Source organism: Flavobacterium tistrianum, assembly GCF_003254545.1.
Lineage (GTDB): Bacteria > Bacteroidota > Bacteroidia > Flavobacteriales > Flavobacteriaceae > Flavobacterium > Flavobacterium tistrianum.
The window spans coordinates 59,290-84,625 of record NZ_QJRH01000071.1 but is presented as its reverse complement, the minus strand read 5'-3'; the positions used below and the strand labels follow the sequence as shown (position 1 = coordinate 84,625).

Sequence of the window (25,336 nt, the reverse complement as noted above, 5' to 3'; positions counted from 1 at the left end):
TAGTGTCATTGCTTAATATTTTCAAGTTTTTCCATTTCAGGTAATTCTTTCTTGTACTCCTCCAAATTCCATACGATATTCAATTTTGCTGCATATTCAGCTATGGTTCCCAGTCCAACCTCGGCACGTCTTTTATCGACATTGTCGGGATCTATCATTGGAGATATATACATTTTATTTGTCTTTTTGTTCTTTGCTGCCTGGCTACCGTAAATTTGTTTTCTTCCTTCTCTCAAAGCTACTCGATCTTCCAAATATGCTAGATTTCCTGGATTTGCATTACCGTTTTTGACCGCATCTCTCATCATCGGCAAATACTTTTGCTGATATTCTAAATCGGCGTGCTGAATAACCAAAAACAACGTCTTATTTCCCTGTTCACCCACCACATTTTTTCCTAACCAACCTCTTTCATCAAGTATTTTCATCACCTTAATCAGATGAATGCTGTCTTTTCTATTCATAATTTTACCAATGCTATCGATTTTCCTCTTATCAGGATTTGGAACTTTATAAACATTCATAAATTCTCCACGAATTTCTTGGTCTTCGGTATAAATCAGCGCCAATTCTTTTTCTAACGCCTTATCGTAATTTGCTCCAATAATCTCCAATTTCTTTTGTAATTTCTCAATTGTCTTTTTCCACTCTTTTTCTGAATGAAGACGTTTCAAATCACGATCAATTTGAATATGTGAAATGTTTTCATATCCTTTATCAATGGATAAATTCAGCCATTTGAATGCTTTTTTGTTTTCTTCTGCCATTGACGCAGAACAGCCCGCATTGTAGAAATCCATAAATGATTTTTGCTCGATTTTAAAAGCTTTACTATAATAAGTGACAGACAATTTATAGTTCTTTGCCGTATAAGAAGAATCTGCTTTTCGAACCCATTCCTTATAATTTTGAGCATTTAAAAAACCGAAATTCAGAGATATTAAAATAAAAACAATAGTTTTTTTCATAAAGTAAGATTAAGGTTTTTCAAATTTATTTGCTTTACAACTATATTCTATAAATGTAGAATTAAATTTTAAAGCTTTTTTCTTATTTGCAATTATTTTCTAACCGCAAAAAACATAAGGATTTTAATCAAAGCTTTGCCTATAAACGCAAAGTTCGCAAAGCTTTGTGAAAAAAACTTTGCGAACTTTTATAAATCTTACTTTAAAAATCTTAGCGAACTTTGCGTAAACCTTTGTGCTCTTTGCGGTTAAAAAACTTATTTAGAAAGCTCCACAAAATACTTGTAAAACAACGGAATAGTCTCAATACCTTTCAAGTAATTAAAGATTCCGAAATGCTCATTTGGCGAGTGAATTGCATCGCTGTCTAAACCAAATCCCATTAAGATTGTTTTGCTTTTTAATTCTTTTTCAAACAAAGCCACAATTGGAATACTTCCTCCAGAACGAACCGGAATTGCAGGAACTCCAAACGTTTCTGTATACGCTTTGTTTGCTGCCTGATAACCAATACTGTCAATTGGAGTTACATAACCTTGACCACCGTGGTGAGGCGTTACTTTTACCGTAACTCCAGCTGGAGCAAGGCTTGTAAAATGTTTTGTAAAAAGTTCTGTAATCTCTTCCCAATCTTGATTTGGAACCAAACGCATTGAGATTTTAGCGAAAGCTTTACTCGCAATAACCGTTTTAGCGCCTTCTCCAGTATAACCGCCCCAGATTCCGTTTACGTCTAATGTCGGACGGATTGAGTTTCTTTCGTTCGTTACATACCCTTTTTCGCCGTAAACATCAGCAATGTTTAAAGCATTTTTATATTTTTCTAGGCTGAAAGGCGCTTTTGCCATTTCTGCTCTTTCTTCTGCAGATAATTCTTCTACTTTATCGTAGAAACCTGGAATTGTAATATGATTGTTTTCATCGTGAAGCGAAGCAATCATTTTTGCCAGAATATTAATTGGATTCGCCACAGCTCCACCATATAAACCTGAATGCAAATCGCGGTTCGGACCTGTAACTTCTACTTCAACATAACTTAAACCTCTTAAACCTGTCGTGATAGACGGCTGTTGGTTAGAAATCATTCCTGTATCTGAAATTAAGATTACGTCGTTTTTCAGTTTTTCCTGATTGCGTTCTACGAACCAAGCCAAACTTGCCGAACCTACTTCTTCTTCGCCTTCGATCATGAATTTTACGTTACAAGGCAACGTATTGCTTTGCACCATTAATTCAAGCGCTTTTACGTGCATGTACATCTGACCTTTGTCGTCACAAGCTCCACGAGCGAAGATTGCGCCTTCTGGGTGAATATCTGTAGTTTTAATAACCGGTTCAAAAGGTGGCGAAGTCCATAATTCTAATGGATCTGGCGGTTGTACGTCGTAGTGGCCGTAAACTAAAACCGTTGGAAGATTTGGATCTATAATTTTCTCTCCGTAGATAATTGGGTAACCTGGAGTGTCGCAAGTTTCGACATAATCACACCCTGCTTTTGATAAACTTTCTTTTACAGCCTCTGCTGTGTCAATAACATCTTGAGAATATGCAGTGTCGGCAGAAACCGACGGAATCTTTAATAATTCGATCAATTCATTGATAAACCGATCTTTATGTTGTTGAACGTAGGACTTAATATTTTCCATTTAAATTATTTTTATAGAAAACCAAAAGTACAAAAAAGAGAATTAAAAAAAATTTTCAAAAAATGCTTTGATAATTCAAAAGTATGCCTATCTTTGCACCCACAATTACCGCGGATATGGCGAAATTGGTAGACGTGCCAGACTTAGGATCTGGTGCCGCAAGGCGTGTAGGTTCGAGTCCTATTATCCGCACAAAAAAAGCTTCTGAAGATTTTTCAGAAGCTTTTTTGTTTTTATTCTACTTATGCACACCTTCTATAGTAAATAACTTTTCTAAATTTTTCAAGGTAAGTGTGCCTCCAATATGCTCTACTGTTCCATTTTGTATTGTTGCGAACTGAATACTTTTAACTCCCATCATTTTATCATAACGAATTGTTACCATATCACCCTTCCAATTTTTATAATCAAAGCTCTCTCCTTTTTTAAATTCATCACTATTCATTGTCCTAGACACTTCATTATAAATTTCCAGAATCTCTGCCTTTTTAAACATAAAATTCCATTTTACATCACTTTTAGAAGTTATATCTGGCATATCTAAAACATAGATTTCACCATATTTACTCATTTTCGTAGTACCCATATTTACAGAAATGACTTCATCTGGCTTACTTTCTTCAGAACGTCTCATTATTTGTGCATTAAGATTAAAACCTGAAATCAAAATAACCGCCAATAATAATTTTTTCATTTTTTTTCTTTTTAAATTAATAATGATCAAATGTAATTTGGCATGAACTGACTATTTTACGGAAAATCGTAAAATGAGAAATTATTTTATCAATTACTCATACACATTATTTTAAGAAACATAACCATTATATTGTCATTTCGACGTAAGGAGAAATCTCCATGAGAAGCTCCGCAAAGATTGGCTTTCCGTTAAGTAGTTACTTGCGAAGATTTCTCCTTTCGTCGAAATAACAAACTGGGCGGAAATAAAAAACATTCAAAACACTACAAACCAACAAATTATCACCAAAATCTAACTCAACAAAAAGATTTCTTCCGTATCTTTACTAATCCAAAAAATCTGCCAATAAACCCTTCTCTCTGCCTATTGCAGAACAAATTCCCCAAATTTTGTTTCGGTTATAAAATTCGATTTCAACCACTTAACAATAAACAAAATGGAATCACAACTACAAGAAATTCGAGAACAGCAGAAAGCCTCTTGGAATAAATTTTCTCCAGGCTGGAAAAAATGGGATCATGAAATTCTGGATTTTATGAAGCCTTTTGCTGATGAAATCATTCGTTCGATAAACCCAAAAGGATCTGACGTAATTTTAGATGTCGCGGCTGGAACTGGCGAACCAGGCTTGAGCATTGCCACGATGCTTTCTGACGGAAAAGTCATTATTACCGATCTCGCTGACGATATGCTTACCATCGCGCGCGAAAATGCTTTTAGAAAAGGAATCACAAATGTTGAATTTCAAGCGTGCGATGTCACCGAACTTCCTTTTTACGACAATACTTTCGATGCGATAAGCTGCCGAATGGGTTTTATGTTTTTTCCAGATATGCTTTTGGCAGCAAAAGAAATGTATCGGGTTCTGAAACCTAGTGGCAAAATCGCAACCGCAGTCTGGAGCGGACCTGAGAAAAATTTCTGGGTCACCGCTGTTGGCGGAACAATTAACAGAAACATGCAACTCACTCCTCCGCCTCCCGAAGCTCCAGGAATGTTTCGATGTTCGAAAAGCGGTTTAATTGCTGATATTTTCCAACAAGCTGGATTTAAAAATACTTCCGAAAAAGAACTGACTGGCAAATTAAATTGCGGTACTGCAGAAACTTATTGGAATCTAATCACAGAAATTGCCGCGCCTTTTGTTGCCGCGCTCAGCAATGCCGACGTTGAAATGAGAGAAAAAATCAAACAAGAAGTTTTTGTTCAAGTAAATGAAAAATTCCCTGACGGAAATGTCAATATTGACGGAAATGCTCTTGTGATTTCTGGAGAGAAATGATCACAAATCCGTCTAGTTTTGTCATTCCGAGGAACGAGGAATCACACGCGTATATCTACAAAGATTGGCGATTTTCTTTATGGAGTTTCTCGTGTGATTTCTCCTTACGTCAAAATGACAAACTTCGTAGTTGTTTTCTTTTTTATTCAACCTCCAGATAAGGATCGAGAACTTCTGCCAGTTTATTCAACCAAAAAAAATTATCATCCATATTAGGTAATTCTGTTTCATCAGTTTTACAAGTTCGCATAGAGTATAATGAAAGAAGATAATTTACCTTTCGGATTGTTTTAGCCATATCTTTTGGATCAATAATTTCGGTAAAAAAAACTTTTAATCTAGTTTCAACTTCTTCTGAGAAATAATTTGTGCTCATAATTTTAGATTTAAATATTGCAAAAATCATTTGAACCTAATTTCAATTGAACCCATATATGCGTTCAACTCTAATTATTTTTTTCATATGGAAATCAATTTTCGGCTAAAGCCTTTTCCCTTTCAAACATAAAAAAACCTCCAGCTAAAGCAGGAGGCAATTGATTATTTTTTAAAGTCTGTTTGTCATTTCGAGGAACGAGAAATCACACTCGTATATCGACAAAGGCTAGCACATTCCTTTATGGAGTTTCTAGTGTGATTTCTCGTTCCTCGAAATGACAAATATTACACAAAAAAACCTTTGTCAAAGTTTAAAACTTTGACAAAGGTGTCGTATCGTTTGGAATTTGGAATTTTAAAAAATTGGAATTTATTTCCCTAATAATTCTAAAATCTTATCGACATTAATCTCACTATAATCATTAATATAAAAATCGCATGGCGGAAGCTGTTCTTTTGTATGCGTGCTCAAAACGCCTACTACTTTCATTCCGGCATTTAATCCTGCTGTAATACCCGAAAAAGAATCTTCAAAAACCACACAATCAGATGGAGAAACTCCAACTCTTTCTGCCGATTTCAAATATACTTCAGGATTTGGTTTATGAAAAGTAACGTCTTCTGATGACATCATCGAATCCATTTTGTCACCTAGTTTCAAGAAATTGGCAATTAAATCCAGATTCGCACGCGGCGCCGATGTGGCAACTGCGGTTTTGAAACCACGAGATTTTAATTCGTTTAAAAAATCCATATAATGTGGAATCGTTTCGACTTTGTCTTTGTAAATCTCGCGAAACATTCCTTCTTTTTCATCTTCCAGTTTTATCAATTCTTCTCCCGCAATCGGACGTTTGAAGAAATGCGTCATGATATAACTATTGTGTTTTCCGTACATATGTTCTTCAAATTCTTCTTTCGTGTACGGAATATTATATTTATCGAAAAACTTTTCAAAAGCGATTACATGATGCGGATTGGTGTGCGAAATCACACCGTCCATATCAAAAATTACACATTGCTGGCTCATAATTTTGTTTGTTGTTTTTAACGGTTGCAAGATACTTAATTCTGTAGAGTTGGACCGAGGTTTCTCGCAGAGTTTTTATTTTAAAGCCACAGATTAAAAAGATTTAAAGGATTTGTCTCTCGCAGATTTGGCAGATTATGCGGATTATTTATTTTCTTATTTAAAAAATCTAATCTGCTCAATCTGCGAGAGTAAAAAAATCTCTGCGCCTTTGCAAGAATAATAGACAAAGATTGGCAAAAACTTTAAACTTTAAACCTGACTCGAGAGCTATGCTCGAACAGGCGAAGCAAACAAAATCTTTACCCAATCCAAATCTTACTTTTCATCAAAGTCATAGTCTGTCTCAAATGCTGGTTGCAAGCAATAAGAATAATCAAAACTAATAAACCATAACCTACAATGGTATAAATCTCCATATCGGCTAATAAAGTCGATTGTTTTGCCACCGTTCCGAAGATTTTTTTCATAGCTAAAACATTGGCATTATCTGCCGAATATCCTTTGGCAATAAAACTCTGCGTGGTGCTGGCGATGTTTTGCTGTGCTTCGGGATTTTCGCCCGTTACAAACTGACTAAGTTTCAAAAAGTGTTTTTTATTTAAAAATACGGTTGCATTCTGCATCACGCAAAAGCCAATCGTGCTTCCCCAGAAACGTCCCGAAACCCCAACAATTCCAGAAGAAACCGCCATATTTGCAGGAACCGAAGATGTGGTAAATAAAATCAACGGAACAAATAACAATCCAACTCCGATACCCTGCAAAAAGTACGGAACAATAATATCTGATAAAGCCACATCGGGCACAAAAAGAAACGTAAACCAAAAGTGATACAACGCAATCAGCGAAAAACCAATCAGAAAAATAATTTTGGTCGAAAGCGATTTCATCAAGAAAAAAGCCGCCAAAACCAATCCAATAATATTTCCGAGTCCGTTAATGTATTGCACTCCAGCAACTCGCGACGGATCCCAATTCCAAATTGAATACATAGCCGAATGGCAAAGACTCAGCGTTGCTCTGCTGATATAAAACAGGAAGAACAATAAAAATCCAATTCGAAGATTGGCGTATTTAAAAACTTCAAAATCAAAAGTCGGCCTTTTGACCAAAAGCTCTTTGAAGATGAACAAACCTCCTGTAACAAGTGCCATAATAAGCATTAAAACCATTTGAGAAGATTCGAACCAATATTTTTTCTCGGCATACACAAAAAAGTAGGCACCGCAAAGAATAGCTGTTAAAACCAAAAAATAGCTCATCCAGTCGATTTGATACAACGGGATTTTCCTTGTTGTTCGGTGCCCACGAAAAGTAACCAAGATTAAAAAGACATTTAAAACCTGCAGTCCGCCCGAAACATACAGCATGTATTTCCAATCGTAATGATCCAGAAACCAAACCGCAATATTCATAATAAAAGGCGTAGACAACAGTAGTGAACCATAGTAAAAGGAAAAACCAATTATAATGGCATTTTTAGAATCAAACTGCTCAATAAGCAATTGTCTGATGGTAATGGCAGGAAGCGCCATTAAGATTCCTTCGGCAACTCTCAGCAATAGAAAAACCGCAAAATTATCGACATAACCCGACGTCACAATCGTAACTCCAATTAAGGAATAAACTCCTATAAGGTAATTTTTGGCAGGAAAAAAACTCGAAAATCGGCTTTCTATAAGAATTGTAGCCAGCAGAGTTCCATACGTAACGCACATCGCGTACTGCAAATCTTCGGGCTCAATGTCCAGAAAACTTGCCGCATATGTTACGTTTGACGTATAAACTCCCAATAAAATCATGGAATGCAAGAGACAAACAAACAAAATCGTAATGATTGCCCATTTTGGAACCCATGATTTAAAAATACTTTTATCTTCCATTTTAGTGTGCTGCGATCACAGTAATATTCATTCCCGCTCTTAAAAAGTCGGCTTGTTTATCGTTGTCTTTCAACTGAATTCTAACTGGAATTCTTTGTTCAATTTTTACGAAGTTACCCGTTGCATTGTCTGGAGGAAGCAATGAAAATCTTGCCCCGCTCGCTGGCGATAAAGAAGCTATTGTGCCAACAAAAGTTTTATCGCTCAACGCATCGGCTTTTATTTCAACATCTTGTCCAACGGTTAAATATTGCAGTTGCGTTTCTTTAAAATTGGCTGTAATCCATTTTTCTTTACTTACAATTGACAATAAAGACTGACCTTCTTTTACCAATTGTCCCGGCTGTAAAGTTCGTTTTCCAACCCAGCCGTCATAAGGCGCTGTAATTATGGTGTACGAAAGAAATAAAGCAGCATTATCGGCAACAGCTTGTTTGGATGCAATATTGGTTTGCGTTGTCGGAACGCTTGCTTCGGCAACAGAAGTGCTTAAAGCTGAAGTATGAATTCTATTTTTCATTTCCTGAAAATGCGCCTGCGCCGATTCGTAATCTGCTTTTACTTTCTCTAATTGCTGAGAAGTTGCCGCTTCTTCACTTACTAAGGCTTTGTATCTTTCGTATTCTAATTTAGTTTTCCAAAGATTCGATTTTGCCGCGTCTAATTGCGCTTCATTAATGGCTGTCGCACTTGCAGTATTTATAGCATTTTTTTGAGCTACAACGCTGTTTTGCTGCGCGTTTTGAACATCAGCAAGAGCCACATTCAATTTTGATTGATACTCTCTATTATCAATTACAACCAAAGTATCGCCTTTATGCACAAACTGATTTTCGTTAAAACGAACTTCCTGCACATAACCCGTAATTCTCGACATAATTGGCGTTACATATTGCTCAACCTGAGCATCATTGGTTTCTTCGTGATTTCTGTTGAATACATAAAACCAAATTCCTAAAATAACACCGCTTATCACAAGCGTACACGCAATAATTGTTATTAGTATATGAAACGTTTTATTTCTTCTAGTTTCATTTTTTATCTTAACCATATCTTCTTAATCTCTTTAACTTAGTTCTTTTCTAAAAATTCTTTCTTCTTTAATCTTTCTCTTATCAAGTCTTGCCTCTTGCCTCTTTCTTCTAAGGCTTTAGCCTAATCCCTCACCATCTAGCTCTGCGGCATTATCCCCGCCGTATGAAGCAGTTCGTAATGTTTTAAAACCGCATCCAATCGGGTAGAAATTTTGTTGTATTTTGCTTGAAGCAAAGCATTATCAGCATCGACCATTTCGGTAATCAAAACCAATTGATTTAAATATTTCAGCTTTACAATTCGATAATTTTCATTAGCTAGATCTAAAGCTTTATCAACCACCACAAACTTTTCAAGAATTTCCTGATATTGTGTGTGCTCTTTATATAGCTTATCCTGAATTTCTTCTTTTACAATTTCATTTTGCATTTCCTGCCATTTGATTTTGGTATGGGCTTGCTCCATTTTCGTTTTGTTTTTATACAAAGACGAAAGGTCAAAAGTCGCTTCAATTCCGACTTGCCCTAAAGTGTACAGATACGGATTTGGCGGAAAGAATTTATAGTTTGGATAATAAAAACCGTAATTCCCAAAGAAATGAACACTTGGCAGATAATTTCCTTTAACCAGTTTCAGTTCCGTTTTGCTGATGTTTAATTCTTGGCTTGCAATACGCATTTCTTCGTTCTGCAAAGCTTTAGTCATATAAAAATCATACGGATCTAGACCGTCCATTTCGTCAAGACTTGATGTTGTATCAATGGCAATTTCTTCGTTTTCCGGAATCTGGATCAGCGTTTTCAGATCGTGAAGTGCGATTTTAATGTTTTTGGAGTTAGTTAACGCATTCAATTCGCGATCTGAAAGCTGTAATTCGGCACGAATAACTTCGTTTTTCGTAACCGTTCCATGTTTTTGAAGCGATTGCACTTCTTTCAGTCGGCTTTTTTCTTCTTTGATGTTTTCTTCGAATATTTTCTGAAGTTCCATCATTTTATAAATTGCCAAATAATTAGCTACAACTTTAAGCTCGATATCATTTTCAGCCTTTTCGGTTTTTATTTTAGCTATTTCGCTTTCCTGATTGGCAATTTTAATGGCATTATTGATCTTATTTCCTGCATAAATCGGCATTTTAAAAGTCGAATTGACCTCATAAATTTCAGGAATTGCCGGTGTAACTTCTTTGTCTTTTAAAAACCCGCTTCCTTTAAATTCGGTAATATTCGTAATTCGAGAATACATGCCGTTTAGCTGTACGTCTGGCAGTCGGAGTTCTTTTCTTTCTTTAATGTTTTGCTCTGAGAGCGTGACCTCCAATTGAGATCTAAGGATTTTTTTGTTGTTTTCTTTAGCCAGCTTCAAAGCTTCTTGTAATGAAACCGAATGAACTTCCTGCGCTTGTAAGCCATTGAATGCTAATATCATTAAGATTAACAGCAGGATTCTGGGAAAACAGTCGTCTGTAGAATTTGTTGTTTTAAGGAACATGAATACATTAATATTTGATGCTGCAAAGTTCCTTCATTTTTATCATGACTGATAATTCTAAAAAGCCAAGAACATATTCATTTCGGACAAATGTTAAAACCGTGTTTTCCGAAAACGTTATATTAAAACACTGAAAAACAATTTATTACAAAATAGATTTAGATTGTGATTATTTTTTGATTTCTCTCGCAGATTTGGCAGATTGTGCAGATTTTTATTTCAATACATTAATAATCTGCTTGATTTGCTAAATCTGCGGGAGAAAATTAAATTATTTTCGTTCCAAAATCTCTTCACCGTTTAAGTAATCGGAAGGTCTTTGGCCTAAAATCTTGAAAAAAGTATTACTGAAAGTCGGAACACTATTGTAACCAACTTCTTCGGCTACCTCTTTTACCGAAAGCTTTCTTTCTAATAAAAGTTCGATTGCCTTTAAAATTCTACGAATAGTATAATATTGAATAAACGACATGCCAAGGTCTTTTTGAAACAAACGATACAAAGAGCGTTCGCTGAAACCAAATTCATGAGCGACATCAGCAAACAAAATAGTCTCTCCGAGGTTATTTTCAATATGTCGAAGAATTTTTCCTAATCGTTTATCTTTAGACTGAGGAAGCTCTAAAGGTAAATTGGTATGACATATTTGAGGAAGAATTGCCTTTATAGCTTTTGCAATAACAAAACTCGGAGTTCCTTTTTTAAGATCTCCGTTCCATTGATTGGTAAACATCATCATTTGAAGCAATAAATTGTTTACCGGATAAATGCCTTCACTTTTGTAAAAATCATCTTCATCCTTTTCAACCGGAAAATATAAATTTCGCATCATTACATGCTCCGACTTCGGCTCGATGCTATGCTCTATTCCGGCGGGGATCCAGATAAAGTGTCTTGCAGGCAAAAAGTATGATTTGGTTTCAGTTGTCACAAAAACTACATCTCCCTCTGCATATAACATTTGCGCCTTGTTGTGTTTATGTGTTGGAACAAGCAATTCTCCCATTATATCATGATGACAGTAAATGCTTTTTTTATCGGCATCTACTTTATTGAGATAATATTTATCTATTTTAAAAGTTCCTGGTTCCATATTATAAAGATAGAGGAATTTTAACCGCAAAGCACGAAAAGATTTTTTCTTAAGATTACGCTTATAAACGCAAAGTTCGCAAAGCTATACGAATAAAACTTTGCGAACTTTACGTATCCCGATAGCTATCGGGATTGCGCTCTTTGCGGTTAAATTTCATAAGCTGTATAAAAACAAAAAAGCTTCTCGTTAAGAGAAGCTTTTTACAAACTTAGGCGGTCTGGACGGGACTCGAACCCGCGACCCCATGCGTGACAGGCATGTATTCTAACCAACTGAACTACCAAACCCTGCGTTATTGCGAGTGCAAAAATACAACAGATTTCTGTTTCTGCAAGCGTTTTTTAAAATAAAATTTTGAAAAACTTTTAATGGGTTAAATTCCAATATTTTAAAAATTCAAATTTTAATCAAAAAGTAGGAACTTTCCTTTACTTAAGCGCTCTTCTCTATCGAAATAGCGAAAAGCACAAAGTTTTTTAATCTTTCGACCTTTGTCAAAGTTTGAAACTTTGACAAAGGTTTTTCAGGCAGCATCATTTATCTCGTTTTCAAACACAGCCCCTAGTTTCAACCACGGAAACGTATTGCTACACATTATGTCCCCGTGGTTGAAACTAGGGGTTATATTTTAAATATATAAATGAAAAATCTTTGTAGAGCTACTTGCGGAGATTCTTCGTTCCTCAGAATGACAAACTGTTCGTTAAAATCAGAATCAAGCAAAAAAAAATCGCAAAGCTTTCTCAATCGTAAGCTTTGCGACTTTGCATTCTTTAAAAAGTATCTTTGTGAACTTTGCGTAAATCTTAGCGCTCTTTGCGGTAAAATTTCACCGACTTAAGCAAAACCAAAAGTGTCTTAAATCAAAAAAGCCATCCACAAAAGTGGAAAGCTTTTCATTGGTCTAACTACTAAACCAGCTACGAGTTACAAAGTCGTAGCAAAACAACACAACTAATCTTAGATACCGTTTTTGGGCAAAAAAGCCTTTCTTAACAGAAAGGCTTTTCCCAATATTGCGGTCTGGACGGGACTCGAACCCGCGACCCCATGCGTGACAGGCATGTATTCTAACCAACTGAACTACCAAACCTCTGCGTTATTGCGGTTGCAAAGATATAACAGAATTTCATTTCTGCAAGCGTTTTTATAAAAAAAATGAAATTATTTTTTAAAACATTATCCAAAGTTTTGTTTTTCAACTAAATATGTGGTCAATATTTTTTCAAAATTATCGCCTACATTTACCGGAACGTACTTAATTTGGTTCTTTGCGCAGGTTAAAGCCAAATTTTTAAAATAAGCTTCTACCCTTTTTTCATATTGCTCTTTTACGTTATCAGCAAAAATAGAAACCTCTTCTCCCGATTCTAAGTCGATAAACTTTCTTGGCGTGTTATCAAAATCAAACTTCAGTTCGGTTTCATTATCAACGACATGAAACAAAACCACTTTATGTTTATTGTGTTTTAAATGCTGTAATGCATTGAATAATTTCTCATCATCTTCGGTCTGAAACATATCGGTAAACAAAATAATCATCGAACGCCGATGCATTTTCTCAGCAATCTGATGCAAATAGGTAATCGTATCGGTCGTTTTTTTGACTTTTGGTTGAACCAATAATTCTTCCAATTTATTTAAAAGCATTCTGTGATGACGATCGCTTCCTTTTTCTGGAGCGTAATATTCGTATTTATCTGAGAAAACGCTCAAACCAACGGCATCGCGCTGTTTCTTCAAAATATTCATTAAAACTGCCGAAGCCAAAACCGCAAATCCAATCTTCTTTTCGTAAAAAGGCTGATTTGATTTGAGTTCAGGATAATGCATTGATGATGAATTATCAACGATCAAATGACAGCGCAAATTGGTTTCTTCCTCAAAACGTTTCGTGTACAAACGATCGGTTTTGGCAAACAATTTCCAGTCAATATGTTTAGTGCTTTCTCCTGCATTATAAACTTTATGTTCGGCAAATTCGGCCGAAAATCCATGAAACGGACTCTTGTGCATTCCCGATATAAAACCTTCCACAACCTGATTTGCCAGCATTTCGAGGTGCTGAAAACTGGAGACTTTTTCTATTTCCGATTCAATTTTCATTCGGTTTCTTTTTTAATATTTTGTGCCTTATAAAGCAAATCTGTTGCCTGAAACAATTTGCGTTTCAAGATCGGACTAAAATTAGGATTTTCTTTTAAGAATCGCTGTACTTCATCAAAAGCAAATTTCGACGAATATTTCCCAATCGTATTATCCAACCAATCTTTCGGAAAGAAAATATCTCCCGTTCGCTGAATTTCGTCAACCAAATCTAATGAAAATCTAATATATTTCTGCGCGCTTTCTTGACGAAGCGGATGATGAATATTTGCCAAACCAACCGAAACCCATGATTCTTTTTCGCGATTTGCATCGTCTTTCAAAGATTCCATAAAAGCATTTCGAACCGATTCGTCTTTAGATAATGACGGAAGCAAGAATTCAAAACGCTTTTGTTTATCAGGATTCGTAAACGATGTTCTGGTTTTCTCCAAGATTTCATCTGCTAGTGGATGTTTAAAAATCGCTAGATTCATTGCTATATTCGTGTAATCGTCTTCGTTCAGTTTCAAATTGGGAATCGAAATTTCCCTGTTCCAAACCTTATATAATTTGCCTAACGCCAAGTCTGAATAAGCAACAGAGCTAAACAAACCAAATAAGGTTTTTTTAATATTAGAAGACAAGTCTGCTGGCAAACGTGTAAACAAAGTATAAACCAGCATTTTTTGACTGACTTTCTGTTGCTTTTCTGTAAAAAATCTCCAGTATATAGCATTTATATTGTTTGTTATAATTCGTAAAACCAACTCATTTTCTTCTAATTGAATTCCTCTGAAATAACATCTAAATGCATCATCAGGCGAAATGTTTCCAATAAGCATATTTTCATAAAGATTACTGTAAGCCGAAGCTCTTGCCATTTCATCTTTTAAAGAGGTAATATAATTTAAATTAATCCCGCCAAGCGGAAAAACTCCGTATCCAAAACCATTATAATTGTAAACAACAGCAAGCGGTTTTTCAAGTCCGATAGCTTCTTTTACAACGGCATTTTTGTCATTAATATTGACTGATAAAACTTTTACCTCTTTAGCATAAACTAAACCAATCTGAAAAACCTGAGCCCAGATATTTCCTGATTTATCTTCTGCCTTTTGCGTAATTTCAAACTTCCTGATTCTATTTTTAGAATCGTATTCTATATTATCTTTAAAAATGGCTCTTCCGGATTTGTTTACCCAAACCTCGCTCCATTTTTTCATATCTAGCGGAGTTTCAGCATCGAGAAGTTCTACGAGATTATTCCAATCGGCATTGTCGTTGGCGTATTTCTGAATGTATTTTTGAATTCCTTTCTGAAAAGCTTCCTTTCCCATTGAAGCTTCTAACTGACGCATCATAATTGGCGCTTTGTTGTAAATAATGGCTCCGTACAACGAACCCGCATCTTTTAAATTTGCCAAATGTTGTTTGATAGGATGTGTTCCTAAAGATCTATCTTCCGCGTAAGCGCTTGGATAATGCGCGCTAAAAAACTGTAGATTATGATTGACTTTTGGAAAAATTGGATTCATGATTTTATCGGCCATGAAGTTGGCAAAAACCTCTTTCATCCAAACATCGTCAAACCATTTCATGGTTACCAAATCACCAAACCACATGTGTGAGGTTTCGTGAGCAATAAGTTTGGCGCGGTTTAACTTTTCGGTATCAGTTGCACTGTTGTCCAAAAACAAAGTAGATTCTCTGTACTGAATTGCGCCAACATGTTCCATTCCGCCATATTGAAAAACAGGAATCGAAGCAAAATCTAGTTTCTGAAACGGAAATTTATAATTGGTATATTTTTCTAAAAAGTCTAACGATTGCTGATGTAAATTGAAAATAGTATCAGCGCTTACGCGAAATTTCTCCGGACTATTTTCACGATACAGCATCGTCATTTCTAAACCTAGTTTTTGTGTCGCGCTTTTGAATTTTCCAGCTACAAAAGAAAATAAATATGTGCTCATTTTGTCCGATTCTCCAAAAGTGTAAGACGCAAAATCTCCTTTTTCAAGTTTCTCTACCACATCGGCTCCAGCCAAAACCGACCAATCTTTTGGCACAGAAAGTCTGAGTTTGTAAGTCGCTTTTATATCGGGTTGGTCAAAACAAGGAAATAAAGTGCTTGCGCGATCTGGAACTAACAAAGTGTATAGAAAATCGTCGTTTCGGTTTAAAGATAGATTGCCTGCAATGAATGAAATCGAAATGGTATTTTTTCCTGAAATTAAATTCCCGTTAGGAATTACAATATGCCCTTTTTCATGAGTAATACCAATCGTTTTTCCATTTGCCGAAACCAATTTTATGTTTTGCGTTTTCTCTTTAAAATCTAAATATAACGGCTCGCTCAAATCTGCTAAATTCAAATTTAAGACCAAAATGGAGTTAATGCTTTCTGCCTTTTGATTAGGAATACTAAAATCCAAAATGTACTGAACATTAGAAATCTGCTGTTTTCTAAACTGAGCCAATTGCTCTGAAACACCATTTTCTAAAGTAATATTTCCTTTTGTTTTAGATTGCGAAAATCCAATTGTAATCGTGATAAAGAAGGCAATAAAAGAGTAGGAAATTTTCATTTTTAGAGGAATATAAGATTCGTAAAAATAAAAATTCCGCCACGAATTCACGAATTATTTAAAGCAAAAATTCCTGATTCGTGACAGAAGTAAAATAAAAAAGGCTTGACTTTCGTCAAACCTTCTTTATATAAATTGCAATCTAAGATTACAATAAAGCGTCTAAACTATCTGCGTAGGCTTGTTTCGGAGCTACTCCTACTTGTTTTCCTACTACTTCACCATTTTGAAACACCAAAACGGTTGGTATGTTACGCACACCATATTTTGCAGCAAATTCTTGGTTAGCATCTACATCTACTTTACCAACAACTACTTTACCAGCGTACTCTTCGCTTAATTGGTCAATGATTGGACCAACCATTCTACAAGGACCACACCATGCTGCCCAAAAATCTACCATTACTGGTTTATCTGATTTTAAAACTACTTCATCAAAAGTAGCATCTGTTATTGCTAATGCCATAATATATTAAGATTAAATTAGGTTTGAAATATTAACTTTCAAACTACAGTACAAATTTAAAAATTTAAAATAAATCAAACACCATTACTAAATTAGTTTTCATTATAAATGTATTGTCAATAATTATAAACTGTATAACGCTAAATTTACAATTTATTTACCTGAAAATCAAACCAATAAACTTTTTAGCATTTTTTTAGTATCTTTAGTTATCCAAAAATACGATTAACATGAAAGAAACTTTATCCAAAACAAAATCCTTTCTGCAATCTGATTCTTTTAAAAAATATGCCAAACGCTTTGGATATTTTATTTTGGGCATAATCGCGATTCTTCTGCTTGCCTGCGGAGGTTTATCGATATATTTTAATCGAAATAAAGCTGAAATTATTGCCAAAGTCAATACCAAAATCAATGAGAATATAAATGGCAAATTTCATATTGGTGATTTTCATTATAAGTTTCTAACGGGTTTCCCAAACTTTACATTGGCGCTGAATGATGTCGAAATAAAAGACAATCAATGGCAAAGCCACAAACATACTTTGCTGAGAGCAAAAGAAATCGAAGCACGTTTGAATATTTTGAGTTTATTGAAACACGAAATCAACATTCATAAAATCTTGATCAACGACGCTGATATTTATATCTACAAAGCCAAAAACGGTTATTCTAATGCCAATATTTTTAAACCCAAAAAGAAGAAACCGCAAACCGATAAAGAAAAACCCGAAACGACAATTGACGAAGTAAACCTCAACAAAGTGCACGTAATTATTGACAATCATTTGGGGCATAAATTGTTTGATTTTGATGTGGCGAGTTTAGATTCAAAAGTAAATTATGAAGATGACAGCTGGCAGACCAATTTGTTTTTGAAGACCAAAATTAACAGCCTCGCTTTTAATACCGTTCATGGAAGTTTTGCCAAAGAAAAAGTTCTTGAAGGCTATTTTGATATTTCGTATGCCGAAGCCAATCAGAAAATAGATATTAAAACCAAAGGACTTAAAATTGGTTCTGACGTTTTTGATATTATCGCTTTCTTTAATATCGGAAAAAACAATTCGCTTTTCGGAATCAATATCGGAACAGATATTTTATGGCGGAATGCTTCCAATTTATTATCGGCAAACATTAGTTCGAAACTCAACCAATTTGATATCAAAAAACCGATTAAGGTAAACTGCGATATAAAAGGCGATCTGAATGTTGAAGGCGATCCGAAAATTGTGGTGCAGGCCGACATTCGCGATAACGAACTGACTATTCCTGATGGTTTGTTTACCAATTGCAGTTTTAAAGGAATTTTTACGAACACTTTTAAACCCGAAAAGGAATCCAGCGATCCAAACTCCGCCATTATTCTCACCCATTTTAAAGCCGAATACGAAAGCATTCCGCTAAAAATTGCACAAGCCGTAATTAACAATCTCGAAAAACCAATTGCGACAGGAGTTGTAAATGCCGATTTTGACATTTCGAAACTCAACGGAATGACGAACGAAAAAATTCTTCATTTTGAAAGCGGTCATGCCAAAGCCAATTTGAAATTTCAGTTTGATATTGTCGATTTGTACATCAATAAACCCAAATTTACAGGCGATGTTGATATTGCTGATGCTACATTCGATTATCTTCCGAAAAAGATTCATGCCGAAAAAACGGCGGTGCAATTGTCTTTTACGCAAGAAGCGCTTTACATTAAAAAAATAGCTTACAAACACAAAAAGAACATCATTCGCATTGACGGAAAAATTGATAATTTCTTAAATCTCTATTACGATGCACCCGAAAAAATGGTGGTAAACTGGAATATTTATTGTCCAAATATTGATGTAAAACAGTTTATAGGCGTTTTAGAAAATTCTCCTAAACAAAAAGTGGCGGAGAAAAAACCAGTAAAAAAGAATGTCAATTTTACAAATCAATTAAGATCGGTAATCGAAAAATGTACGGCTGTCATTAATCTCAAAGCCGATAAAATAACATATGGCGCGCTTACGGCAACCAATACTCAGGCTACATTGCAAATGCTCAATTCTAAAATACTGCTCAAAAACGGAACATTAAACACCTCTGGCGGAAGTATAAACTTTAGCGGTTCTGTTGAACCAAGCGGAAATCGCTATGTTTTTACTTCAAACGCACAGGTAAACCGAGTTGATATTGCGAGTTTTTTAAGATCTTTCAACAACTTTGGAATCAAATCTTTCAGTCCAAAAAACATTCGCGGCCGATTAACTAGTAATGCTAATGTTACAGGTTTAATGAGCAGCACGGGCGATTTGATCATGAATTCTATGAAAGGAAAACTCGATTTTAATGTCAACCAAGGTGCCTTACTTAATTTTGAACCGATTATGAAAGTCGGCAAATTTGCATTTCCGTTTCGCGATGTAGAAAATATTACTTTCAGCGATTTGTCTGGTTCCCTTAATCTGCGTGGCGAACAAGTCGATGTCAATAAACTTACCATCAGTTCGAGCGTTCTTAATCTTGATGCAGAAGGCGTGTATTCTTTCGGCCGAGGCACCAATCTCGCGCTTACAGTTCCGCTAAGAAATTCTAAAAACGACGCCAAACTCGCCACCAAAGAAGAACGAAAAGCCGTTCGCGAACGCGGTATTGTCCTGCATTTGATTGCTTATGATAATGAGGGAAAAATGAAGGTTAAGTGGGGGAAGAAGGATAAGGGGTGATTTTTTATAAGAATCAGGTATAAATACGCTTTTATAGTTTCGCATTTATCAATATTCTTGTCGAGAAACAAAAAAATAATCCTAAAAAATAAAAAAAATGCCACATACTGGAAATCAATACATTGTACCCTTAAAAAAAACTCATCTAGGATGGGGGACTCATCGCAAAACATATTCAAGAGCAAGGATTGGGAATGAAGGTTACGTTCCAATTCCTTTAAAATATGCAATGTCTTTTAACATTACTAATATCAATAATAAAAGACAAAGTAATATTTATAAATTCAGTACAAGTGATGGTTTTTTTAAGGACCAAGAGTTAAAAGCCTCTGGATTTTCAAAAAAAGGAAGCATTTATGCTAAAAATTTACATGGCAATAGAAATCTTAAACTTTTAGGAGCTTGGTTTACACATACTCAAACAAAAATTGGCGACCTTATTAAAGTTGAATTTGTATCTCCAACAGAAATTCTTTTGACTAAAATATAATTCTAATTTCTAATTATTATTCATAAATTGCACCTTTAATTTTAGAGAAAATAATGAAGGTAGCAGAACAAAAAATTAGCAACGAGTTAGAGTATAAAAATCTCAAAATTAAAGAATTAGAAGAAGAAGACAACAAAGATGCCGTTATAACACATTATTTCCATACTAATTATAAAGAAATAAAAAATCACTATAAAGAGGAGGCTTTAAAGTATCTCGATAATGTTGTAGAGTATAAAAATAAAGAAGAAAGCATAAATTATGTTTCTGATTCTGCAATACAACAATTATTATATGAGGTCACAAATGTTCCCTTCAAAACTCCTGAAAACTCTACTTTCAAATTTATAGATTTATTTGCAGGAATTGGTGGTTTTAGAATTGCTCTACAGAACATCGGTGGCGAATGCGTATACACAAGTGAGTTTAATAAAGACTCCCAGAAAACATATTTTGCAAATTTTGGTCAGATACCATTCGGTGATATAACTAAGAAAAGTATAAAAAACTATATACCCGATGATTTCCAAATTTTATGTGCAGGATTTCCTTGTCAAGCTTTTTCTATTGCTGGAAACAGAAAAGGATTTCAAGACACAAGAGGCACTTTATTTTTCGATGTAGAGAAAATTATTGAAGCAAAAAGACCAAAAGTAGTTTTTCTTGAAAATGTAAAAAATCTAGTATCACACGATAAAGGAAATACGTTTAAAGTAATTTTAGAAATATTAGAAGAAAAACTTGGCTATAAAGCTTACACTAAAGTTTTAAATTCTTCTACCCACGCTAATGTTCCGCAAAATAGAGAGCGTATTTTTATTGTAGCATTTGACAAAGAGCAAGTACCAAATCATGGAGATTTTAAATTTCCTGAGCCTATTCCTTTAACCAAAACAATTCATGACATTTTAGAAAAAGGAAAACAGGCAGACAATCTTTATTACAAAAAAGATCACCAATATTATCCTGAATTAGAAAAAACAATAACTTCAAAAGATACAATATATCAATGGAGAAGAGTTTATGTTAGAGAAAACAAAAACCAAGTTTGTCCAACTTTAACTGCTAATATGGGAACAGGAGGACATAATGTTCCCTTAATTCTTGATGATTATGGCATTAGAAAATTAACTCCGAAAGAATGTTTTGCGTTTCAAGGATATCCAATGGATAAGTATATTTTACCAAATATTGCTAATAGTAAATTATATATGCAAGCTGGAAATTCAGTAACAACGACATTAATTGAGAGAATTAGTCAAGAAATTTTAAATGTCTTATAAACATGAGTGTTTGGGAACAATTTTCTAGCGACCAAAGAGGTGAGTATATAAAGTTTTTACAAGTTTATGGAGCATTATCAAACCTCTTTCGCCAAAAGCAAGGAGATTTAATTCCATACCTTGATTCTAAATTTCAAGAAACTGTATTTACAAAAATTTTTAATAGCCAAAATGTTGATATTGGAAATACACCACATGATGTACTTTCAGTATTTGGTGATGAACGTATCGGAATCGGTTTAAAAACTTGGATGGGAAGCAAACCATCTTTTCAAAAAGTTATGCAACTTAAGCGTTATCAAAATGATATTAATGAATATCGTGGTGATTTATATTCATTAGCATATAAAATTTCTGAGATTAAAAATCAAAGAATGCAAAGTGATTATGAACGTTTAGGGCTATCTGAAGACAAAAACATTTATCACTACATAACACGTGATAAAGGCATTTTCACTATTAATGAATGTGCATATCCTTTAATTGATGTAAATAAAATTAAAGATTTTAGCGCAACATCGTCCGCTTTATCTTGGTCTGATGGAAATAAAGATTATAGATATACATTTGCTGATTCTCAAATATGGCAAAAATTTGACTCTGACAAATACAATACTTTAACACTCAATAAATTTGATGTAAAAATTATTGAGGATCCTTTTTCATTTTTACTGAAAGCATACTTTGACCTTGTTGAAACAACAAAAGTTGCAGAACAAGATATAATTGAAGTTTACTTACCTCTATATTCTTATCAATCTAAAGAAGTAGAAGAAAAATCTGGACTAAATGCATGGAATGCTGCACCTAAAAGTAAAGGAAGTAGTACCCCAAGACCTTTAAATGAAATTTATGTTCCTATTCCTAGAGAATTTCATAAAAAGCATCCTGATTTTTTTACATCTAACATATTTGAATTTGAAAAAATTAAAGATGATTATAAAGGTCCTTCAGATGAAAAACCTGAAGTGCGTTTTTCTTTAAAACTACCAAATGGAAAAACAATTCCTGCTTTAGTTACTCAAGACAACATGAAAGGTTTACAATCTGGAAGCAACACTTTAAAAGATGAAAACGGAAAAAGATTTGGGCAATCTGCGTTAGGCCAATGGCTACTTGTAGATGTTTTAGGACTCAAAGAAAGAGAACCTGTAACTCGTGAATGGTTAGAAAAGAAAGGAACAGATTCTGTTCGTTTATGGCGAAATAAAAATGATTATACCGTAATTAATATTGACTTCGCTCCTATTGGCTCTTTTGAATTGTTTATGAAAGATGAGCCTGTTCCGATGGATGAAGATAACTTTATGGGATAAAAATGCAATAATCTAAAAAAAATGGAATATCTAGAAAAGAAAGAAAAAGATCAATTTAACTACTGGGCTTTTATAGAGAAATATTATCCCGAATATTCCAGCTGTAATAATGTTTTACTAAGTGATATTTTAACTAGAAAACTTGAAGGAGAAGAAATTTGCATTGAAGATGAAGAGTATATCAAAGATTGGGATATTAGAAATGAGCTTTTAGAGGTTGATAAAGAATTACTATGCAAAGCTTTCGAAAACTATTTTAATACGATTTACCCAGAAAAAACAACCCAGAATAACTAAAAAAAGCCACTTTCCCAGTGGCTTTTTCTCATTTCTTACTCAATCCCCAAATAAGGATCAAGAATTTCTGCTAATTCATTTAGCCAAAAGAAACCATCTTCAATATTTACGGTTTCAGTTTTCATAAATCCATCTTCTCGTATTGCATTTAACGCAATTAGGAAATTGACTTGCCTAATGGTTTTTGCCATACTTTTGGAATCGATTGAATTGTTGAAGAATTCTGTCAACCTCAATTCGGTTTCTTTGGAAAGGGCGTTGGTACTCATAATCTTGAATTTTAGGAATAAAAAAACCCATGTGGCTTAGCTGTCCTGCGCATTCAAGAACGCGCTACGGTTGTTTCCAATAACGTCAGCATACCACATGGGCAAGAATTTTTTTGTGTTCATAATCTTGAATTTTAGGAACTCCAAATATATGAAAAACAAAAATAAATTGTAAGTTTTTTCTTTATTTAAAAAATAAAATACTCTGAGTATATTTTTTCCAAATCGAAGTTACAAAATTGAAAAATAAATCATTTTAAAATTTCATAATATTTCCTTAACCCACTTGTCTTTTGCATCAAAAATCGGTAAGTTTGAGAATGAATCATTAAATTTTATTTGTTATGAAAGTACAAATCAACACCGACAAAAACATTGAAGGAAGTGCAAGATTAGAAAGCTATTTTTCTGGAGAAGTAGAAAAAAGCTTAGACCGTTTTCAAGATAAAATTACTCGCGTAGAAATTCATTTTGGAGATGAAAATGGAGAAAAATTCAGCTTGCATGACAAAAAATGTGTGATAGAAGTTCGTCCTGTAAAACTACAGCCAATTACGGTTACAGAACATGCAGAAACACTTGAAAAAGCTTTCAGCGGTGCATTGGCCAAAGCTAAAAAAACATTGACTACGACTTTCGAAAAAATAAAAGAACATTAATTTTTTTAAACCATATAAGTGATATAAGTTCATTTTAAGTTTACTGAAAAACTTTATATCACAAAAAAAGCGAAGTACTAAAGTGCTTCGCTTTTTTTGTGGGTTATAATAAGTGAGAATCTTAAATTCTCTTATATCACTTATATGGTTTATTTTATTTCGGTAAAGGAGCTCCAACGGCAATATCGCAACGGTGGCCTGGTTTTCCGTGTGGCGGATTCATTCCGTCTGCTACTGCTGCCTCATTCCCTTCTGTGCTTAACAAAGCAGGAACTGGATTTGATGCTGGCGGAGTAACGCTAAAGTTTTGCGTAACTGTTCCGCTTTGAGCCGTATTTGTCGTTGTTGCAGTTGTTGTCGCTTTAGGCGAATTTAAAGGCGCTCCGACAGGAATATCACATCTATGTCCTGGTTGTCCGTGTGGCGGATTCATTCCTTTTGCCACTTTTACTGGCGTAGCAGTTGTAGTCGTAACCATTTTCTGTTGCTGACTCGGATTTACTTGCACCGTTTGTCCTTGAGTTGCCTGCACTTGCTGTGTCGGCGCAGAATTTAAAGGAGCTCCAACCGCAATATCGCAACGGTGTCCCGGCTGTCCGTGAGCAGGATTGATTCCTTTAGTATCGCTTAAAACTGTATTTGGGTTCGCTGCAGGGTTTTGCACCACTGGCGCAGCTGGTTTAGTTGTATCTTTTGCAAGTCCTAACCTTACTAATTCGGAAGTTGCTGTACTTTCCTGAGGCTCTAATTCCTTTTTACAGGAAATAAATAATAAGGAAGTTATGGCTAGTGAACTGATAAGTATTTTTGGATTCATGACTGGGGTATTTTTATTGAGAATCAAATATAGTGGTTTTTTGAGAGATTAAATGACATGAACAATGTTAATGATAATTTAATGAGGTACAAAGGTACTGAGTTGCAAAGGCACATAGTCATTAGGCATCTTAAAATAAACTTTGCGACTTTGCGAGATTCAAAAAACAGCATTGCGAGAAACCTCACTTTCATCGTCAAAAAAATTATACCTTTAAACTCAAATAACATATCTCATGAAAAAAACAATTCTACTTCTTTTATTCGTTACTTCTTTTGCAAATGCACAAACCGACAAAAACAAAATCAATCAAACCTTAGACGCGTGGCATAAAGCTGCAGGCGAAGTAAAATACGATGCTTACTTTAATGTATTGGCAGACGACGCAATCTATATCGGAACCGATGCAACTGAAAATTGGACTAAAAAAGAGTTCGCTGTTTGGGCAAAACCTTTTTTCGACAAAGGAACTACATGGAATTTTAAAGCATTAGAACGCCACATCTTTTTTGACAAAAGCGGAAAAATTGCTTGGTTTGACGAATTGCTAGATACACAAATGAAAATCTGTCGCGGTTCTGGAGTTTTGGTTAAAGTGGGCAACGAATGGAAAATTCAGCATTATGTTCTGTCAATGACAATTCCGAATGACGAAGTTGATGCTGTAACCAAGATAAAAGCGCCAATTGAAGATGCTTTGATTGCAAAACTTCAGAAAAAATAAAACATTTTACTGTTTTCTTATTATAAACATAACTTTTTGAGCATATTAGAAGCGCTGTTAGCAGATTAATTTTAATTAATTCGGCAAAAACAGCGCTTTTTTGTAACTTTAGAATAAGATACTGTCAA

22 protein-coding genes and 3 tRNA genes are annotated in these 25,336 nt (G+C 34.6%); 9 read left to right on the top strand and 16 right to left on the bottom strand.

Annotated features, from left to right (window positions below):
• Nucleotides 1-5 precede the first annotated feature (5 nt).
• Nucleotides 6-968 carry a DUF6624 domain-containing protein gene (locus tag DMB71_RS15420; protein WP_111367574.1) on the bottom strand — a complete coding sequence of 321 codons (963 nt, stop codon included), beginning with the start codon at nt 966-968 and terminating at the stop codon, nt 6-8.
• A 257-nt stretch (nt 969-1,225) separates the two neighbouring features.
• The gene (locus tag DMB71_RS15415) at nt 1,226-2,614 is read right to left on the bottom strand and encodes a dipeptidase (RefSeq protein ID WP_008466344.1); all 1,389 of its coding nucleotides are present in this window, start codon (nt 2,612-2,614) and stop codon (nt 1,226-1,228) included.
• Between the two features lie 110 nt (nt 2,615-2,724).
• Between DMB71_RS15415 and DMB71_RS15410 the strand changes: the two genes are divergently transcribed.
• Nucleotides 2,725-2,806: transfer RNA gene (locus DMB71_RS15410), tRNA-Leu, on the top strand.
• A gap of 46 nt (nt 2,807-2,852) precedes the next feature.
• Here the strand turns inward: DMB71_RS15410 and DMB71_RS15405 are convergent.
• On the bottom strand, nt 2,853-3,308 hold the full coding sequence (locus DMB71_RS15405; protein ID WP_111367572.1) for a hypothetical protein: 456 nt from the start codon (nt 3,306-3,308) through the stop codon (nt 2,853-2,855).
• Nucleotides 3,309-3,747: 439 nt separating this feature from the next.
• Between DMB71_RS15405 and DMB71_RS15400 the strand changes: the two genes are divergently transcribed.
• Nucleotides 3,748-4,593, top strand: a complete 846-nt coding sequence (locus DMB71_RS15400; protein WP_111367570.1) for a class I SAM-dependent methyltransferase — start codon at nt 3,748-3,750, stop codon at nt 4,591-4,593.
• A 142-nt stretch (nt 4,594-4,735) separates the two neighbouring features.
• Here the strand turns inward: DMB71_RS15400 and DMB71_RS15395 are convergent, their stop codons facing one another.
• From DMB71_RS15395 to trxA, 11 genes are all read right to left on the bottom strand, one after another.
• Nucleotides 4,736-4,969 (bottom strand): hypothetical protein, encoded by a 234-nt coding sequence (locus DMB71_RS15395; RefSeq protein ID WP_111367568.1) that lies wholly within the window; start codon nt 4,967-4,969, stop codon nt 4,736-4,738.
• A 372-nt stretch (nt 4,970-5,341) separates the two neighbouring features.
• Nucleotides 5,342-6,001 (bottom strand): HAD family hydrolase, encoded by a 660-nt coding sequence (locus DMB71_RS15390; RefSeq protein WP_111367566.1) that lies wholly within the window; start codon nt 5,999-6,001, stop codon nt 5,342-5,344.
• Nucleotides 6,002-6,303: 302 nt separating this feature from the next.
• Nucleotides 6,304-7,887: an MFS transporter gene (locus DMB71_RS15385; RefSeq protein ID WP_111367564.1), complete on the bottom strand. Its 1,584-nt coding sequence runs from the start codon at nt 7,885-7,887 to the stop codon at nt 6,304-6,306.
• A gap of 1 nt (nt 7,888) precedes the next feature.
• Nucleotides 7,889-8,938: an HlyD family secretion protein gene (locus tag DMB71_RS15380; protein WP_111367562.1), complete on the bottom strand. Its 1,050-nt coding sequence runs from the start codon at nt 8,936-8,938 to the stop codon at nt 7,889-7,891.
• A gap of 119 nt (nt 8,939-9,057) precedes the next feature.
• Nucleotides 9,058-10,350: a TolC family protein gene (locus tag DMB71_RS15375; protein ID WP_239452988.1), complete on the bottom strand. Its 1,293-nt coding sequence runs from the start codon at nt 10,348-10,350 to the stop codon at nt 9,058-9,060.
• Nucleotides 10,351-10,684: 334 nt separating this feature from the next.
• Complete coding sequence (locus DMB71_RS15370) at nt 10,685-11,506, bottom strand: helix-turn-helix transcriptional regulator (RefSeq protein WP_111367558.1); 822 nt, start codon at nt 11,504-11,506, stop codon at nt 10,685-10,687.
• Nucleotides 11,507-11,722: 216 nt separating this feature from the next.
• Nucleotides 11,723-11,796 (bottom strand) — tRNA-Asp (locus DMB71_RS15365).
• 732 nt (nt 11,797-12,528) lie between these two features.
• Nucleotides 12,529-12,602 (bottom strand) — tRNA-Asp (locus DMB71_RS15360).
• Nucleotides 12,603-12,688: 86 nt separating this feature from the next.
• Nucleotides 12,689-13,615, bottom strand: coding sequence for a DUF58 domain-containing protein (locus DMB71_RS15355; RefSeq protein WP_111367556.1), 927 nt, complete (start codon nt 13,613-13,615; stop codon nt 12,689-12,691).
• Nucleotides 13,612-16,185 carry a M1 family metallopeptidase gene (locus DMB71_RS15350; RefSeq protein WP_111367554.1) on the bottom strand — a complete coding sequence of 858 codons (2,574 nt, stop codon included), beginning with the start codon at nt 16,183-16,185 and terminating at the stop codon, nt 13,612-13,614. Before DMB71_RS15350 ends, DMB71_RS15355 begins: the two co-directional genes overlap by 4 nt.
• A 148-nt stretch (nt 16,186-16,333) precedes the next feature.
• Nucleotides 16,334-16,651, bottom strand: a complete 318-nt coding sequence (gene trxA / locus DMB71_RS15345; RefSeq protein ID WP_008466289.1) for a thioredoxin — start codon at nt 16,649-16,651, stop codon at nt 16,334-16,336.
• Nucleotides 16,652-16,881: 230 nt separating this feature from the next.
• Here trxA and DMB71_RS15340 point away from each other — a divergent pair, with 230 nt between their 5' ends.
• From DMB71_RS15340 to DMB71_RS15320, 5 genes are all read left to right on the top strand, one after another.
• Complete coding sequence (locus DMB71_RS15340) at nt 16,882-19,353, top strand: AsmA family protein (protein ID WP_111367552.1); 2,472 nt, start codon at nt 16,882-16,884, stop codon at nt 19,351-19,353.
• Between the two features lie 97 nt (nt 19,354-19,450).
• A complete protein-coding gene (locus DMB71_RS15335; RefSeq protein WP_111367550.1) occupies nt 19,451-19,843 on the top strand; it encodes a hypothetical protein in 393 nt (130 codons plus the stop codon).
• 53 nt (nt 19,844-19,896) lie between these two features.
• Nucleotides 19,897-21,126, top strand: a complete 1,230-nt coding sequence (gene dcm / locus DMB71_RS15330; protein ID WP_111367548.1) for a DNA cytosine methyltransferase — start codon at nt 19,897-19,899, stop codon at nt 21,124-21,126.
• 2 nt (nt 21,127-21,128) lie between these two features.
• Nucleotides 21,129-22,442: a phospholipase D-like domain-containing protein gene (locus DMB71_RS15325; protein ID WP_111367546.1), complete on the top strand. Its 1,314-nt coding sequence runs from the start codon at nt 21,129-21,131 to the stop codon at nt 22,440-22,442.
• Between the two features lie 21 nt (nt 22,443-22,463).
• Nucleotides 22,464-22,739 carry a hypothetical protein gene (locus DMB71_RS15320; protein WP_111367544.1) on the top strand — a complete coding sequence of 92 codons (276 nt, stop codon included), beginning with the start codon at nt 22,464-22,466 and terminating at the stop codon, nt 22,737-22,739.
• Between the two features lie 35 nt (nt 22,740-22,774).
• On the opposite strand, the gene DMB71_RS15315 is transcribed toward DMB71_RS15320, so the two are convergent.
• Nucleotides 22,775-23,008, bottom strand: coding sequence for a hypothetical protein (locus DMB71_RS15315; RefSeq protein WP_111367542.1), 234 nt, complete (start codon nt 23,006-23,008; stop codon nt 22,775-22,777).
• A 344-nt stretch (nt 23,009-23,352) separates the two neighbouring features.
• Between DMB71_RS15315 and DMB71_RS15310 the strand changes: the two genes are divergently transcribed.
• Nucleotides 23,353-23,667, top strand: a complete 315-nt coding sequence (locus DMB71_RS15310; protein ID WP_111367540.1) for an HPF/RaiA family ribosome-associated protein — start codon at nt 23,353-23,355, stop codon at nt 23,665-23,667.
• A 154-nt stretch (nt 23,668-23,821) separates the two neighbouring features.
• Here DMB71_RS15310 and DMB71_RS15305 read toward each other — a convergent pair whose 3' ends face one another.
• A complete protein-coding gene (locus DMB71_RS15305) occupies nt 23,822-24,484 on the bottom strand; it encodes a hypothetical protein (protein ID WP_111367538.1) in 663 nt (220 codons plus the stop codon).
• A 235-nt stretch (nt 24,485-24,719) separates the two neighbouring features.
• Here DMB71_RS15305 and DMB71_RS15300 point away from each other — a divergent pair, with 235 nt between their 5' ends.
• Entirely contained in the window at nt 24,720-25,208 is a 489-nt protein-coding gene (locus tag DMB71_RS15300) for a nuclear transport factor 2 family protein (RefSeq protein WP_111367536.1), read from the top strand.
• Nucleotides 25,209-25,336: the final 128 nt, after the last annotated feature.